Source organism: Plantibacter sp. CFBP 8775 (genome assembly GCF_014839505.1).
GTDB classification, from domain to species: domain Bacteria; phylum Actinomycetota; class Actinomycetes; order Actinomycetales; family Microbacteriaceae; genus Plantibacter; species Plantibacter auratus.
In genome coordinates this window covers 124,843-138,672 of sequence record NZ_JACYNV010000002.1, presented here as the reverse complement: position 1 = coordinate 138,672, position 13,830 = coordinate 124,843, and the positions used below count along the sequence as shown (strand labels likewise).

General features: G+C 70.2%; 14 protein-coding genes. 13 read left to right on the top strand and 1 reads right to left on the bottom strand.

Going from position 1 to position 13,830, the window contains the following annotated elements; translation table 11 throughout:
- Positions 1-23 precede the first annotated feature (23 nt).
- From nusA to rbfA, 4 genes are all read left to right on the top strand, one after another.
- Positions 24-1,025 carry a transcription termination factor NusA gene (nusA, locus tag IFR14_RS13270; protein WP_079707160.1) on the top strand — a complete coding sequence of 334 codons (1,002 nt, stop codon included), beginning with the start codon at positions 24-26 and terminating at the stop codon, positions 1,023-1,025.
- 5 nt (positions 1,026-1,030) lie between these two features.
- Positions 1,031-1,300 (top strand): YlxR family protein, encoded by a 270-nt coding sequence (locus IFR14_RS13265; RefSeq protein WP_137243273.1) that lies wholly within the window; start codon positions 1,031-1,033, stop codon positions 1,298-1,300.
- A gap of 287 nt (positions 1,301-1,587) precedes the next feature.
- On the top strand, positions 1,588-4,356 hold the full coding sequence (infB, locus tag IFR14_RS13260; RefSeq protein ID WP_191941381.1) for a translation initiation factor IF-2: 2,769 nt from the start codon (positions 1,588-1,590) through the stop codon (positions 4,354-4,356).
- Between the two features lie 118 nt (positions 4,357-4,474).
- Positions 4,475-4,912, top strand: a complete 438-nt coding sequence (rbfA, locus tag IFR14_RS13255; RefSeq protein ID WP_079707157.1) for a 30S ribosome-binding factor RbfA — start codon at positions 4,475-4,477, stop codon at positions 4,910-4,912.
- A gap of 296 nt (positions 4,913-5,208) precedes the next feature.
- Here the strand turns inward: rbfA and IFR14_RS13250 are convergent, their stop codons facing one another.
- Complete coding sequence (locus tag IFR14_RS13250; RefSeq protein WP_342365701.1) at positions 5,209-6,093, bottom strand: A/G-specific adenine glycosylase; 885 nt, start codon at positions 6,091-6,093, stop codon at positions 5,209-5,211.
- A 38-nt stretch (positions 6,094-6,131) separates the two neighbouring features.
- On the opposite strand from IFR14_RS13250, the gene IFR14_RS13245 reads away from it, so the two are divergent.
- The 9 genes from IFR14_RS13245 (at position 6,132) to deoC (ending at position 13,830) form a co-directional block, all read left to right on the top strand.
- On the top strand, positions 6,132-6,806 hold the full coding sequence (locus IFR14_RS13245) for a uridine kinase (RefSeq protein WP_071262341.1): 675 nt from the start codon (positions 6,132-6,134) through the stop codon (positions 6,804-6,806).
- Between the two features lie 64 nt (positions 6,807-6,870).
- Positions 6,871-7,806, top strand: a complete 936-nt coding sequence (truB, locus tag IFR14_RS13240; protein WP_191941380.1) for a tRNA pseudouridine(55) synthase TruB — start codon at positions 6,871-6,873, stop codon at positions 7,804-7,806.
- Positions 7,803-8,171, top strand: coding sequence for a hypothetical protein (locus tag IFR14_RS13235; protein WP_191941379.1), 369 nt, complete (start codon positions 7,803-7,805; stop codon positions 8,169-8,171). The genes truB and IFR14_RS13235 overlap by 4 nt, the downstream gene beginning before the upstream one ends.
- 102 nt (positions 8,172-8,273) lie before the next feature.
- Positions 8,274-8,693: a hypothetical protein gene (locus IFR14_RS13230; protein ID WP_191941378.1), complete on the top strand. Its 420-nt coding sequence runs from the start codon at positions 8,274-8,276 to the stop codon at positions 8,691-8,693.
- Positions 8,690-9,622, top strand: coding sequence for a bifunctional riboflavin kinase/FAD synthetase (locus IFR14_RS13225; RefSeq protein WP_079707151.1), 933 nt, complete (start codon positions 8,690-8,692; stop codon positions 9,620-9,622). Before IFR14_RS13230 ends, IFR14_RS13225 begins: the two co-directional genes overlap by 4 nt.
- A 101-nt stretch (positions 9,623-9,723) precedes the next feature.
- Entirely contained in the window at positions 9,724-10,431 is a 708-nt protein-coding gene (locus IFR14_RS13220; RefSeq protein WP_191941377.1) for a hypothetical protein, read from the top strand.
- On the top strand, positions 10,428-11,663 hold the full coding sequence (locus IFR14_RS13215; RefSeq protein ID WP_191941376.1) for an MFS transporter: 1,236 nt from the start codon (positions 10,428-10,430) through the stop codon (positions 11,661-11,663). Before IFR14_RS13220 ends, IFR14_RS13215 begins: the two co-directional genes overlap by 4 nt.
- A 146-nt stretch (positions 11,664-11,809) precedes the next feature.
- The gene (locus tag IFR14_RS13210) at positions 11,810-12,811 is read left to right on the top strand and encodes a sugar-binding transcriptional regulator (protein WP_079707147.1); all 1,002 of its coding nucleotides are present in this window, start codon (positions 11,810-11,812) and stop codon (positions 12,809-12,811) included.
- Entirely contained in the window at positions 12,808-13,830 is a 1,023-nt protein-coding gene (deoC, locus tag IFR14_RS13205) for a deoxyribose-phosphate aldolase (RefSeq protein WP_071262338.1), read from the top strand. Before IFR14_RS13210 ends, deoC begins: the two co-directional genes overlap by 4 nt.

Here is a 13,830-nt window from a genome sequence, read left to right as displayed (position 1 = left end):
CAGTTGAATAGAGGAGGCCATCGATGGACATCGATCTCGGTTTGTTGAAGTCGATCGAACGCGAGAAGGAGATCCCGTTCGAGGAGCTCGTCGTGATCATCGAGCAGGCCATCCTGAGTGCGTACCTGAAGAGCACCGAGGGTACCGACACCACCGCGCGCGGCGACGTCCCGGCAGCGCGGGTCCAGCTCGACCGCAAGACCGGCCACGTCGGGGTGTTCGTGCCCGAGTTCGACGACGAGGGTGTCCTGATCGGGGAGGCCGAGAGCACGCCGGACGACTTCGGCCGCATCGCCGCCTTCGCCGCGAAGCAGGTCATCTTCCAGCGGCTCCGCGACATCCAGGACGACGCCGTCCTCGGCGAGTTCAAGGGCCGCGAGGGCGACATCATCGCGGGCGTCATCCAGCAGGGCCCGAATCCGCGCATGATCCACGTCGACCTCGGCACCATCGAGGCGATCCTTCCGCCCGAGGAGCAGGTGGCCGGTGAGGAGTACCCGCACGGTGCACGCATCCGCGTGTACGTGACGAGCGTGACGAAGGGCCTCAAGGGTCCGCAGATCACCGTCTCGCGCACCCACCCCGGACTCGTACGGAAGCTGTTCGCCTTGGAGGTCCCGGAGATCGCATCCGGCATCGTCGAGATCGTCTCACTCGCTCGCGAGGCCGGACACCGGACCAAGATCGCGGTGAAGGCGAACGACCCGAGCATCAACGCCAAGGGCGCCTGCATCGGTGAGCTCGGGCGTCGTGTCCGCGCGGTCACCGACGAGCTGGGTGCCGAGAAGATCGACATCGTCGACTACTCGCCCGACCTGCCGACGTTCGTCGCGAACGCGCTCTCGCCGGCCAAGGTCACGAGCTCGTACGTCATCGACCAGTCGCTCAAGGCCGTCCGGGCGCTCGTGCCGGACTACCAGCTGTCGCTCGCGATCGGCAAGGAGGGGCAGAACGCCCGTCTCGCCGCCAAGCTCACCGGCGCCAAGATCGACATCCAGCCGGATTCGATCCTCGAGTCGGACTGAGCCGGATGGAACCGGTGCGGACCTGCGTCGGCTGTCGCCGTCGCGAGCCGCGCTCGGCACTGCTGCGCGTCGTCGCGGTCGAGGGGGCGCTCGTCCCCGACGCCGCGACGCGCCTGCCAGGCCGCGGATCCTGGGTGCACCCGACGTCGGCGTGCGTCGACCAGGCGGTGCAGCGTCGGGCGTTCACGAGGGCGCTCAGACTGACCACGGGACCCGACGCGTCGGCGGTCCGGGCCTTCGTGTCGACGGAACCGGCCGCGCCGACGGCTGAATGACGTCGTCGGGCTCGAACGACCGGCTCACGATCCGGTGGTGAGCCCGCACCCAGGGTCGGGGTGTACGATGGTGAGTGCACGCGAGAGCGCTCCGGCGCACACCGTGCTTCCCACCGCAGGTATCAGGCCCGGATCCCGGGCCTCCATCCTGCTGCCGCCCCACCCGGGTGCGGCATTCCGAGAGAACAGGCTGAACGGCTAATGGACAACTCATGAGCGGCTCGAAATGAGCACCGTCCACCACTAACGCTTGCCCCTGCCTGGGTGCAAGCTCAGACAGGAGAATTGTGGCTGCAAAACCACGCGTACACGAGATCGCATCCGAACTCGGAGTAGACAGCAAGATCGCCATGGCGAAGCTCAAGGAATTGGGCGAGTTCGTCAAGGGACCGTCTTCCAGTATCGAACCACCGGTGGCCCGCAAGCTGCGCGCCGCCCTCGAGGCCGAGGGCGCGAAGGCGTCAGCCGCCCCCGCCGCCCCGGCGAAGCGTCCGGCCACGCCCGGCGCTCCGACCCCTGGTCCCGCCGCACCCAAGGCTCCGGCCCCCGCGGCCCCCGCCCCCAAGGCCGAGGCGCCCGCTGCGCCTGCGCCGAAGCAGGCCGCCCCAGGCCCGAAGGCTCCGGCCGCCCCCACCCCTGCGGCGGAGGCACCCGCGGCCGCTGCCCCGGCGGCACCGTCGGCACCCGCGGCTCCGGCCGCCGGCGACTCGCCCTCCGGCGACGCCGCGAAGCCGGGCGGCCCCCGTCCCGGTGCTCCGCGTCCGGGGAACAACCCGTTCGCGTCCTCGCAGGGCATGGGCCAGCGCCCGACCGGCACGCCGCGTCCGGGGAACAACCCGTTCGCAGCGGCTCAGGGCATGGGTCAGCGTCCGAACCCCAGCAACATCCCGCGTCCGCAGGCTCCGCGCCCCGGCTCGCCCCGTCCGGGCGTCGGTCAGGGTCAGCGTCCCGGTGGCCCCGGTCGTCCGGGTGGCGCAGGTCGTCCAGCCGGTGGCGGCGGCTTCCGTCCCGGTGGTGCCGGTGGCGGTTTCCGTCCCGGTGGTGCCCCCGGTGGTGCACCCGCCGGTGGATTCGCCGGTCGCCCTGGTGGCGGCGGCGGTCGTGGTCGCGGACCCGGCGGTGGTACCGCAGGTGCCTTCGGTCGCGGTGGCGGCAAGAGCAAGGCACGGAAGTCGAAGCGGACGAAGAGGGCCGAATTCGAGCTGCGGGAAGCCCCGTCGCTCGGCGGCGTGAGCGTCCCCCGCGGCGACGGCAACACCATCATCCGTCTGCGTCGTGGCGCGTCCATCTCGGACTTCGCCGACAAGATCGACGCCAGCCCCGGCAACCTCGTCACCGTGCTGTTCCACCTCGGTGAGATGGCGACGGCGACGGAGTCGCTCGACGAGGCGACCTTCGACGTGCTCGGTTCCGAGCTCGGCTACAAGATCCAGATGGTCTCGCCCGAGGACGAGGACCGGGAGCTCCTCGAGGGCTTCGACATCGACCTCGACCAGGAGCTGGAGGACGAGTCCGACGAGGACCTCGCCATCCGTCCTCCCGTGGTCACCGTCATGGGTCACGTCGACCACGGTAAGACGCGCCTCCTCGACGCCATCCGCAACGCGAACGTCGTCGCCGGCGAGGCCGGTGGCATCACGCAGCACATCGGTGCGTACCAGGTCGTCGCGGAGCACGAGGGCATCGAGCGTCCGATCACCTTCATCGACACCCCGGGTCACGAGGCGTTCACCGCCATGCGTGCTCGTGGTGCGCAGGTCACCGACATCGCGATCCTCGTGGTCGCGGCCGACGACGGCATCATGCCGCAGACGGTGGAGGCCTTGAACCACGCGCAGGCGGCCAACGTGCCGATCGTCGTCGCGGTCAACAAGGTGGACAAGCCCGACGCCAACCCGGCCAAGGTGCGCCAGCAGCTGACCGAATACGGCCTCGTCGCCGAGGAGTACGGCGGAGACGTCATGTTCGTCGACGTCTCGGCTCGTGCCGGCACCGGCATCAAGGACCTCCTCGACGCCGTGCTGCTCACCGCGGACGCCGGTCTCGACCTGCGCGCCAACCCGAACAAGGATGCACGCGGTGTGGCCATCGAGGCCAAGCTCGACAAGGGCCGCGGTTCCGTCGCGACCGTCCTCATCCAGTCGGGTACGCTCCGCGTCGGTGACGCGATCGTCGCCGGTACGGCCTACGGCCGCGTCCGTGCGATGGTCGACGAGAACGGCGACACCGTCGCCGAGGCGGGTCCCTCGCGGCCCGTCCAGGTGCAGGGCCTCTCGAGTGTTCCTCGGGCCGGCGACACCTTCCTCGTCACCGAGGAGGACCGCACCGCGCGTCAGATCGCCGAGAAGCGTGAAGCCGCGGAGCGCAACGCCGCTCTGGCCAAGGCTCGCAAGCGCATCTCGCTCGAGGACTTCACCCGTGCACTCGAAGAGGGCAAGGTCGAGTCGCTCAACCTCATCATCAAGGGTGACGTCTCCGGTGCCGTCGAGGCACTCGAGGAGTCGCTGCTCAAGATCGACGTCGACGACAGCGTCCAGCTGCGGATCATCCACCGCGGTGTCGGTGCGGTCACCGAGTCCGACGTCAACCTCGCCACGATCGACAACGCGATCATCATCGGGTTCAACGTGCGCCCCGACCCGAAGGCCCGCGAGCGTGCGGCCCGTGAGGGTGTGGACGTCCGGTTCTACTCGGTCATCTACAACGCACTCGAGGACGTCGAGCAGAGCCTCACCGGCATGCTCAAGCCCGAGTACGAAGAGGTCCAGTCCGGTGTCGCCGAGATCCGCGAGGTGTTCCGTTCCTCCAAGTTCGGCAACATCGCGGGTGTCATCGTCCGCTCGGGCACGATCACGAGGAACGCCAAGGCGCGGGTCATCCGCGACGGCGTCGTGGTCGGCGACAGCCTGGCGATCGAATCGCTGCGTCGGTTCAAGGACGACGTCACCGAGGTGCGTACGGACTTCGAGGCCGGTATCGGTCTCGGCAAGTTCAACGACATCCAGATCGGTGACGAGATCGAGACGATCGAAATGAAGGAGAAGCCGCGCGGCTAGTCCGCTCGGCCGGTCCCCGTCGTCCTCCTCCGGGAGGGCGGCGGGGATTCCTGCTTGTATTGTGTGTGCAGCATCCGTCGGGCGGCCCTCCGCCCGACGGTCATCAGAGGAGGACGAGATGGCAGAGAACCCCAGGGCCCGCAAGTTGGCGGACCGCATCAAGGAAGTCATCGCCAAACGGCTCGACAAGGGCATCCGCGACCCGCGGCTCGGCTTCGTGACGATCACCGACGTACAGGTGACCGGCGACCTCCAGCACGCGAACGTGTTCTACACGGTGTACGGCTCCGACGAGGAACGCGCCGACACCTCGGCCGCGCTCGAGTCCGCGAAGGGCCTGCTGCGTGCCGAGATCGGCCGCAACATCAACACCCGGCTGACCCCGAGCCTCGACTTCTTCCTGGACGCGATCCCGGAGAACGCGCAGCACATCGAAGACCTGCTGCGCGAGGCGAAGAACCGCGACACCGAGGTGGCCGGGCTTGCCGCCGGTGCCGCCTACGCCGGCGACGAGGACCCCTACGTCAAGCCGCGCGACGTGGACGCCGAGGACTAGCCACCTCGCACCAGCCCTTCGACAGGCTCAGGGACCGGGATTCCTTCATCCGGTCACTGAGCCTGTCGACGTGGGGATTCCTTCGTTCGGTCACTGAGCTTGTCGAAGTGCGGATTCCTTCGTTCGGTCACTGAGCTTGTCGAAGTGCGCCCTTCGACAGGCTCAGGGGCCGTTTGAGGCTGAGGGGCCGTTTGGGGTTGAGGGGCCGTTTGGGCTCAGGGGCGGTTCGGGCTCAGGGGCGGTTCGGGCTGAGGGACCGCATAAGGCTCAGAGACCGGGTAGGGCTCAGGGACCGGTCAGTCGTGGGGGAGGGCGTACCCGCCGTCGACGCGCACCGCGAGGCGGTCGGCGACCAGTCCGGCGAGTGCGCGGTCGAACTGCTCGCGGTCGGGCCAGAGCGCCCGGAGCTCCTCGTCCGTCAGTGAGCGGTGGGTCGAGCGGAGCTCGGCCATGATGATGCCCCGGACCTGTCGGTCGCTGCCCGCGAACTGCTTCTGCTTCGTCTTGACCGGTCCGTCGTAGGCCGGGTATCCCGCCGCGCGCCAAGCGCACACCTCGCGGAGCGGACACGCCTCGCACCGCGGTGCTCGAGCCGTGCAGACCACCGCGCCGATCTCCATCAGCCCGGCGTTGAAGACGGCCGCCTCCGAGCGGGACTCCGGCAGGAGCGCCTCCATGGCGGGGAGGTCCGCCTTGGCGTTCGGCGGGCCGGGCTCGCCTTGGCCGCGGACGGCTCGGGCGATGACCCGTCGGGTGTTCGTGTCCACCACCGGGTGCCGGTCCCCGTAGGCGAAGACGGCGACGGCGCGGGCGGTGTAGTCGCCGATGCCGGTGAGCGCCAAGAGCTGATCCACGTCCGATGGTACGATGCCGTCGTGCCGTTCGGCGATCTGGGTGGCCGCCGCATGGAGCCAGAGCGCTCGGCGCGGATAGCCGAGCCTGCCCCAGGCACGGACGGCTTCTGCCGGTGGTTCGGCCGCCAGGTCGGCGGGCGTCGGCCAGCGCTCGAGCCACTCCTCGAGCCGCGGGATCACCCGGCTGACCTGCGTCTGCTGGAGCATGAACTCCGACACGAGCGTGCCCCAGGCGGGGAACCCCGGGCGTCGCCACGGGAGGTCGCGCGCGTCGGTGCGGAACCAACCCGTCACGAGCGGGGCGAGGTCGGAGGGTTCGGGCGGCACCGCACCAGCCTACGATCCGCGCGGGTAGGCTCGGCGCCATGAAGCTCGTCACGACACCACGGATCGAGTTGCTCCGGCAGCTGCGAGACCAGTTCCAGCGGGACTACCCACGAGGCCGCACCCTCATCGCGGTGGACGGCGTCAGCGGCTCCGGCACGGCGGCGTTCGCCGACGGACTGGCCGAGGTGTTCGACGAGGCCGGACGCGCGGTGTTCCGTGCCTCGATCGACGACTTCCACCGTCCTCGCGAGGAACGGTACGCGCGGGGGCGGGACTCGGCCGAGGGCTACTGGCTCGACTCGTTCGACTATTCGCTGTTCCGCCGGGTGCTCGTCGAGCCCTTCCGCCTGGCGGGCAGCGCCGGCTTCCAACTCGTCGGGTTCGACGAGCAGCGCGACGTCGGCGCTCCCTTGCGTTGGACGACCGGCCCGCAGGACGCCGTCCTCATCGTCGACGGCGTCTTCCTGAACCGTCCCGAGCTCCGCGGCCTCTGGCATGCGTCGGTCTGGCTCGACGTCCCGATGGCGACGGCCTACGAGCGGCTGCACGAGCGCCTCGGCGTCGACGCCGACCCGACGGCGCCGTCCAACGCGCGCTACGTGGGCGGGCAGGCGCTCTACCGCAAGGACGACGACCCGACCGCGCGGGCGACCGCCCTCGTGGACAACACGGACGAGCGGCACCCACGGCGGATCTTCGCCGACTTCTGCTGAGCGCCGCCGCCCAGGGGTGCTCCGGCCGCCCGGCGGTGCCGACCGCCGCTGGTACCGTTGCAAGGTGGTCGAGAACAGCGCAGCAGCACCCGGGTCGGCGTCCGCCCGTCCCGGTATCCTCCTCATCGACAAACCGCAGGGGCACACCTCCCACGACGCGGTCGCCCGGGTGCGACGGCTCGCCGGCACACGCAAGGTGGGGCATGCGGGAACGCTCGACCCCATGGCCACCGGGCTGCTCGTGTTGGGCACGCGCTCGTCGACCCGACTGCTGACGTTCATCGTCGGTCTCGACAAGGAGTACACGGCGACCATCCGCCTCGGCGAGGCGACCTCCACCGACGACGCCGAAGGTGAGGTCACCGAGCGCGCCGACCAGGCCGTGGTGGCAGCCGTGGACGACGACGCGATCATCGCCGCGATCCGTCCGCTGACGGGCGACATCGAGCAGGTGCCGAGCACGGTGAGCGCCATCAAGGTGGGCGGGAAGCGCGCCTACGCCCTGGCCCGCGAGGGGATCGAGGTGGAGCTGAAGTCCCGAGCGGTCACCGTCAGTGCGTTCGACGTGCTGGCCATCCGTCGGGATGGCGCGGCCGTCGACGTCGACGTCCGGGTCGTCTGCTCGTCCGGCACCTACATCCGCGCCCTCGCCCGCGACCTGGGGGCATCCCTCGGCGTCGGCGGCCATCTCACCGCGCTTCGCCGGACCCGCATCGGACCCTTCGACGTCGCGGACGCGTCGACGATCGACGACCTCGACGTGGAGACGGCACTGTTGCACCCGGCTGACGTCGCGAAGCGCCTGTTCGGTGCCCTCGAGCTCACGGAGCAGGAGGCGGTCGACCTCGGCCACGGGAAGCGGCTCGACCGCGACCTGCCGGCCGGCCACACCGGTCCGATCGCAGCCGTCGCGCCGGACGGCCGACTGGTGGGGCTCGTGGAGCGCCGTGGCGGCTCGCTCAAGTCGGTCGTGAACTTCCCGGCGGAGGAACCGGCATGATCGAGTGGTTCACCCTCGCCCAGATCGCGGTCGCGGTCGCGGTCGGGCTCCTCTGCATCGTGCTCGGGTTCGCCGGGCGCGCGCCGAACGACCTGACGATGGGGGCGACGGCACTCGTCGAGGTCCTCCTCATCGTGCAGCTGGTGGTGGCGATCGCCGCACCCGCGTTCGGGAACACCGCCACGGGGAGTGTGCCCGAGTTCTACACCTACCTCGTCTCCGCGATGATCCTGCCGATCGCCGGCGGGTTCTGGGCGCTCGTCGAGCGCACCCGATGGTCGACGGTCGTCCTCGGCGTCGTCTGTCTCGCGATCGCGGTGATGCTCTACCGCATGGAGCAGATCTGGACCGTCCAGCTCGGCTGACCGTCGGCGCACCGACGACGGTGGAGGGCGAGGGTGCCGCAGCCCGCGTGACCGTCGCGAAGTGCCTGGGCGAGGGCCTGCGTCGCATAGAATCGTCGGGTCATGCCTCTCCCCACCACCGCTCCAGCCCGTCCACGCGTCCGTGGTGTCGGGGTCGTGCTCGTCGCCGTCTACGGCATCCTGGCGCTCGCCGCCACCGGCCGGTCCGTGGTGCAGATCACGACCAAGTTCGACCAGGCGCCCCTGGCTTACGTGCTCTCGGCCGTCGCCGCGGTGGTGTACATCCTGGCGACCGTCTCGCTCGTCGCTCCAGGCGCCGTCTGGCGGCGGATCGCATGGGCCACGATCTCCTTCGAACTCGCCGGGGTCCTGATCGTCGGCTTGCTGAGCCTGCTCGATCCCGAGCTGTTCCCCCACGACACGGTCTGGTCCGGCTTCGGCCGCGGCTATGTCTACATCCCGCTCGTCCTCCCGGTCCTCGGACTGTGGTGGTTGGCCGGACATCGGCGTACCGGCGAATGATCACGTTCACCGAGCTCGACCAGGTCCCAGACGCCTTCGGACCGTCGGCCGTCACCATCGGCAAGTTCGACGGCGTCCACACGGGTCACCGCGCGGTCGTCGCCGCGCTCCTCGAGGAGGCCGCGGCAGCCGGTCTCAGCTCCGTCGCCGTCACCTTCGACCGCAACCCGCTGAGCCTCATCAACCCCGACCGCTGCCCGGCGTCGCTCGTGAGCAACGAGCAGAAGCTCGGTCTCCTGGCGGACGCCGGGGTCGACGCGGCCCTGCTGCTGCGCTTCGACCAGACACTGGCCCAGCTCACGCCCGAGGAGTTCGTCACCTCGATCCTCGTCGGAGCATTGCACGCCAGGACGGTGCTCGTCGGCGAGGACTTCCGTTTCGGCCATCGCGGCCTCGGAACGGTCGCCACGCTGGAGTCGTTCGGTGAGGTCTACGGCTTCTCCGTGCGCGTGGTGGACGACGTCCGTCCCGGCGGCGGGCGTCGGGTGTCGTCCACCTGGATCCGCGAACTCCTCGAGGAGGGTGACGTCCGCGAGGCGTCGCGACTCCTCGGTCGTCCGCCCGGCGTGCGGGGCGTCGTCGTCCACGGTGCCAAGCGTGGCCGGGAACTCGGCTTCCCGACCGCCAACCTGTCTCCCGATTCGCAGGGTCTCATCCCCGCGGACGGCGTGTATGCAGGGTGGCTGTTCTGGCGAGGACGTCGGTATCCGGCGGCGATCTCGGTCGGGAACAACCCGACCTTCGACGGCGTCCCGCAGAAGCAGGTCGAGGCCTACGTCCTCGACGAGACCGATCTCGACCTCTACGACGACGAGGTCGAGGTGCAGTTCGTCGAGCGCATCCGCGGGATGGTCGCCTTCACCGGGATCGAGCCGCTCATCGTGCAGATGACCGACGACGTCGAGCGCGCGCGCCGGATGCTGTCCTAGCCGACGCGCCGCGTCTCGGGGTGTCTCCGACGCGCATGAACGTGCCGATCGATAGGCTGGTGAACGCCCGTTCGGGCCACATCACCCGGGGGAATCCAACCATGCACTCACGTCTTCGTGTCCTGCCTGCGCTCGTCGCGGGTCTCCTGCTCCTCGTCGGCTGTGCGCCGCAAGCGGCTGCGCCGAGTGCCAGCCCGACGACGACCGCAACGTCGTCCACACCCACCCCGACGCCCGAGCCGGTGGCCTCGCGCGTCGTGATCGGCGCGGAGACCGTGGAGGTCGTCGCGGAGGACGACACGCTGATCGCCTCCGCGCGCTACTTCGACCCCGCCGCATCGCTCGTTGCAGCCCTCACGGCCGCGTTCGGCGCAGACCCCGTCGTCTCAGCCGATCCCGCCGGGAACGAGACGGCACCCGGCACCCGCTACACCTGGGGTGGCCTGGCCGTCGTCGAGCGCGACGTCGAGCAGAGCGAGCCGTACACTCCTGCGACGGTCGTGTTCGTCGAGTCCGCCGAGGAGTCGGGTGTCCGGATCGAGGTGGTCGGTGGCTACGCTGTGGGCGACGACACCGAAGCCGTGGCTGCGGAGGTCTCGGGTGCCGAGGGAGCCGCACCGGAGGATGTCCAGCGCTACACCCTGCCTGACGGTACGCCAGAGGTGTTCATCCGGGCCGACGTCACGCCCATCCCGCCGGTGGGGGACGAGCCGGGAGTCGAATCCCGGTCCTGGGCGGTCGGCGTGATCGGTTCGGACGCCGCACCCATCAAGCGTGTCGTGGCGCCGTCGCCGAACTGGGGCGCGTGACTCCCGAAACCCCGCCCCTGTGGCGGGGGAGGGTCCTCGCGCTCGTCGGTATCGTGCTGGTCGCGGCGAACCTCCGCACAGCCGTCACCTCGCTGTCGCCGATCTTCGCCGAGATCGACGGCGACATCGGCGTGGGGTCGGTCGGGCTGGGGCTCCTCGGGATGCTGCCGCCACTGTGCTTCGCCCTGTTCGGTGTCTTCACCCCGCGACTCGTGCGTCGGCTGCACCTCGAGCCGGTGCTGCTCATCGCACTCGGGTCGATCGTGGCCGGGCACCTGATGCGCTCGCTCGCCCCCGACTTCGCCGTCCTCGCGATCGGGAGTGCGCTCTGCTTCGCCGGGATCGGCATCGGCAACGTCGTGCTCCCACCGCTGGTCAAGAAGTACTTCCCCGACCGCGTCGGCCTCGTCACCTCCCTCTACGCGACGGTCCTGTCGGTCAGCACGTTCATCCCGCCGCTGATCGCTGTACCGGTCGCCGATGCGGCGGGGTGGCAGGTGTCGCTCGGTGTGTGGTCCATCGTCGCCATGCTCGCCGTGCTGCCCTGGATCACGCTCATCGTCCGGGAGCGTCGGGATGCCCGGGCCGCCGCCGCGACGGACCCCGAGATCGAGGAGGTGCCCCGCGCCGGGCGCGTCCTCGTCCACCGCTCGCCGATCGCGTGGGCCATCGCGGCGGTGTTCGCCACCTCCTCGCTGAACGCCTACGCGATGTTCACCTGGCTCCCCACCATCGTCGGTGACGTCGCCGGCGTCACCCCGGCCCAGGGCGGCCTGCTGCTCTCGCTCTTCTCCGCGATGGGGGTCCCGGCGAGCCTGATCGTCCCGATGCTCGTCGCGAGGCTGCGGAACGTCGCCGTCCTCGTCTACGTCGCGAGCGCGTGCTTCGTGCTCGGCTACCTCGGGCTGCTCCTGTGGCCGGCGACGCTCACGTGGCTGTGGGTGCTGCTCGCCGGGCTCGGCCCGCTGCTGTTCCCGCTCGCCCTCGTGCTCATCAACCTGCGGACGGCGACCCACGAGGGCGCGGTCGCCCTGAGCGGCTTCGTGCAGAGCGTCGGCTACACCCTCGGCGCACTCGGCCCCCTGGTCGTGAGCCTGCTGCACGCCGTGACCGGATCGTGGACCGTCCCGTTGCTGCTCCTGCTGGCCACGGGCGCGCTGTGCGCCATCGCCGGCCGGATCACCGGCCGGCCGACGACGATCGAAGCGGACCTCGCGGCGCGCGGTCGGTGACCGGTCTGTTCCAGACCTGCTGACGGATCCTGGGCGACGATGCGCATCCGCGCACCGGCCTCTGCTCATCTGAGCATGAGTACCAACGGACGTTGTCCGGGTGGTGGTGGCGTCCTAGGCTGGAGACGATCCGGAGGAGGCCCGAGGTGATCGAAAGCGACGAGCTGCTCGCGGTGCGCGCCGCGGAGCTCTACTACGACGAGACGAAGACCCAGGACGAGATCGGCGCGCTGCTCGGCATCACGCGGTGGAAGGTCGGTCGGCTCCTCGCCCAGGCCCGGGAACTCGGCTACATCCGCATCGAGATCGTGCACCCGCGCGCGCGCCGCCTCCCACTCGAACGGGCGCTCCGCGAGCGCTTCGGACTCGCGGACGCGGTCGTCGTGCCGAGCCCGAGCGACAGTGCCGACCTCCACGAACGCGTCGCACGCGCGGCGGCCGACTACCTCGGCGCCATGCGACCGGTGCCGCGGACGCTCGGCGTGAGCTGGGGGAGGACGCTCCGCGACATCGCCGACCACCTGTCCGACGGCTGGGCGACGGGGCTCTCCGTCGTGCAGATCAACGGCGGCGTGAGCCTCAACCAGCGCGTCGGCACCGCGGCCGCCACGGCTGCACGGATCGCCGAGAAGGGCCGCGGCGACGTCACCCTGCTCCCGAGCCCGGCGATCTTCGAGCGCCTGGAGACGAAGCTGAGCATCGAGTCGGACCGCACCGTCGCGGAGGTGCTCCGCACGGCCGCAGCGGCCGACACCTACCTGTACGGTGCCGGCGTGGCCGGGCCCGACTCCGCCCTCGTCCACAGCGGATACCTCACGGCCGCGGACGTCGACGTCCTGGTCGCACGCGGTGCCGTCGGCGACGTCGTCGGGCGCTACATCGACGCCGAGGGCATGATCGTCGACCCCACACTCGATGAGCGCACGGTCGGGCTCGGACTCGAAGCGCTCCGACGCGCCGGTCGCAGCATCGCGGTCATCGCCGGAGCGCAGAAGCACGCCGTCGCGAGAGCCGTCGTCAGCAGCGGCCTCTGCACCGTGCTCGTCACCGACGAGGCGACCGCGACCGCACTGCTCGCCGACCACGAACCATCATCCGCCAAGCAGCACACCCCGGAGCAGGATCTGCTCGGAAGGAACGCACCATGACCACTCCACCAGGCGACCTCGTGGCGAAGCCGACGGCGCTCGAACTCGTCGACGGCCCCGTCACCGACGCCAGCCTCAGACGCTACCTCGACGGCCTCGCGGGCGTCGACGCCGTCGGGCTCGAACAGCGCGCAGCGGACCTCGGCACTCGCTCGATCAAGACGACGTCGAAGGCCTGGGCCCTCGACCGCATCATCGAACTCATCGACCTCACCACCCTCGAGGGCGCCGACACCCCCGGGAAGGTGCGCTCCCTCGTGGCCAAGGCCATCACCCCGGACGCCGGCGATCCGTCCACACCGCGCGTCGCCGCGGTCTGCGTCTACGGCGACATGGTGCCGTACGCCGTCGAGGCGCTCGGCGCGGCGCACACGCAGCCTGGTGCGGCACACGACGCCGGCGGGATCAACGTCGCGGCGGTCGCGACGGCCTTCCCGAGCGGACGTGCTTCCCTCGCGGTCAAGCTGGCGGACACGGCCGACGCCGTCGACGCCGGAGCGGACGAGATCGACATGGTCATCGACCGGGGTGCGTTCCTCTCCGGTCGGTACGGCCAGGTCTTCGACGAGATCGTCGCGGTCAAGGAGGCCTGCCGTCGGAGCGACGGCACCTCGGCGCACCTCAAGGTCATCCTCGAGACCGGCGAGCTGAACACCTACGACAACGTGAAGCGCGCCTCCTGGCTCGCCATCCTCGCGGGCGGCGACTTCATCAAGACGTCCACCGGCAAGGTCGCGCCCGCCGCGACCCTCCCGGTGACCCTCCTCATGCTCGAGGTCGTCCGCGACTGGCACCGCCTCACCGGTGAGCAGATCGGTGTGAAGCCCGCCGGCGGCATCCGTTCCTCGAAGGACGCGATCAAGTACCTCGTGACCGTCGCCGAGACGGTCGGCGAGGAGTGGCTCCAGCCGCACCTGTTCCGCTTCGGTGCCTCGAGCCTCCTCAACGACGTGCTCCTGCAGCGTCAGAAACTCACCACCGGCCACTACTCCGGCCCCGACTACGTCACCATCGACTAG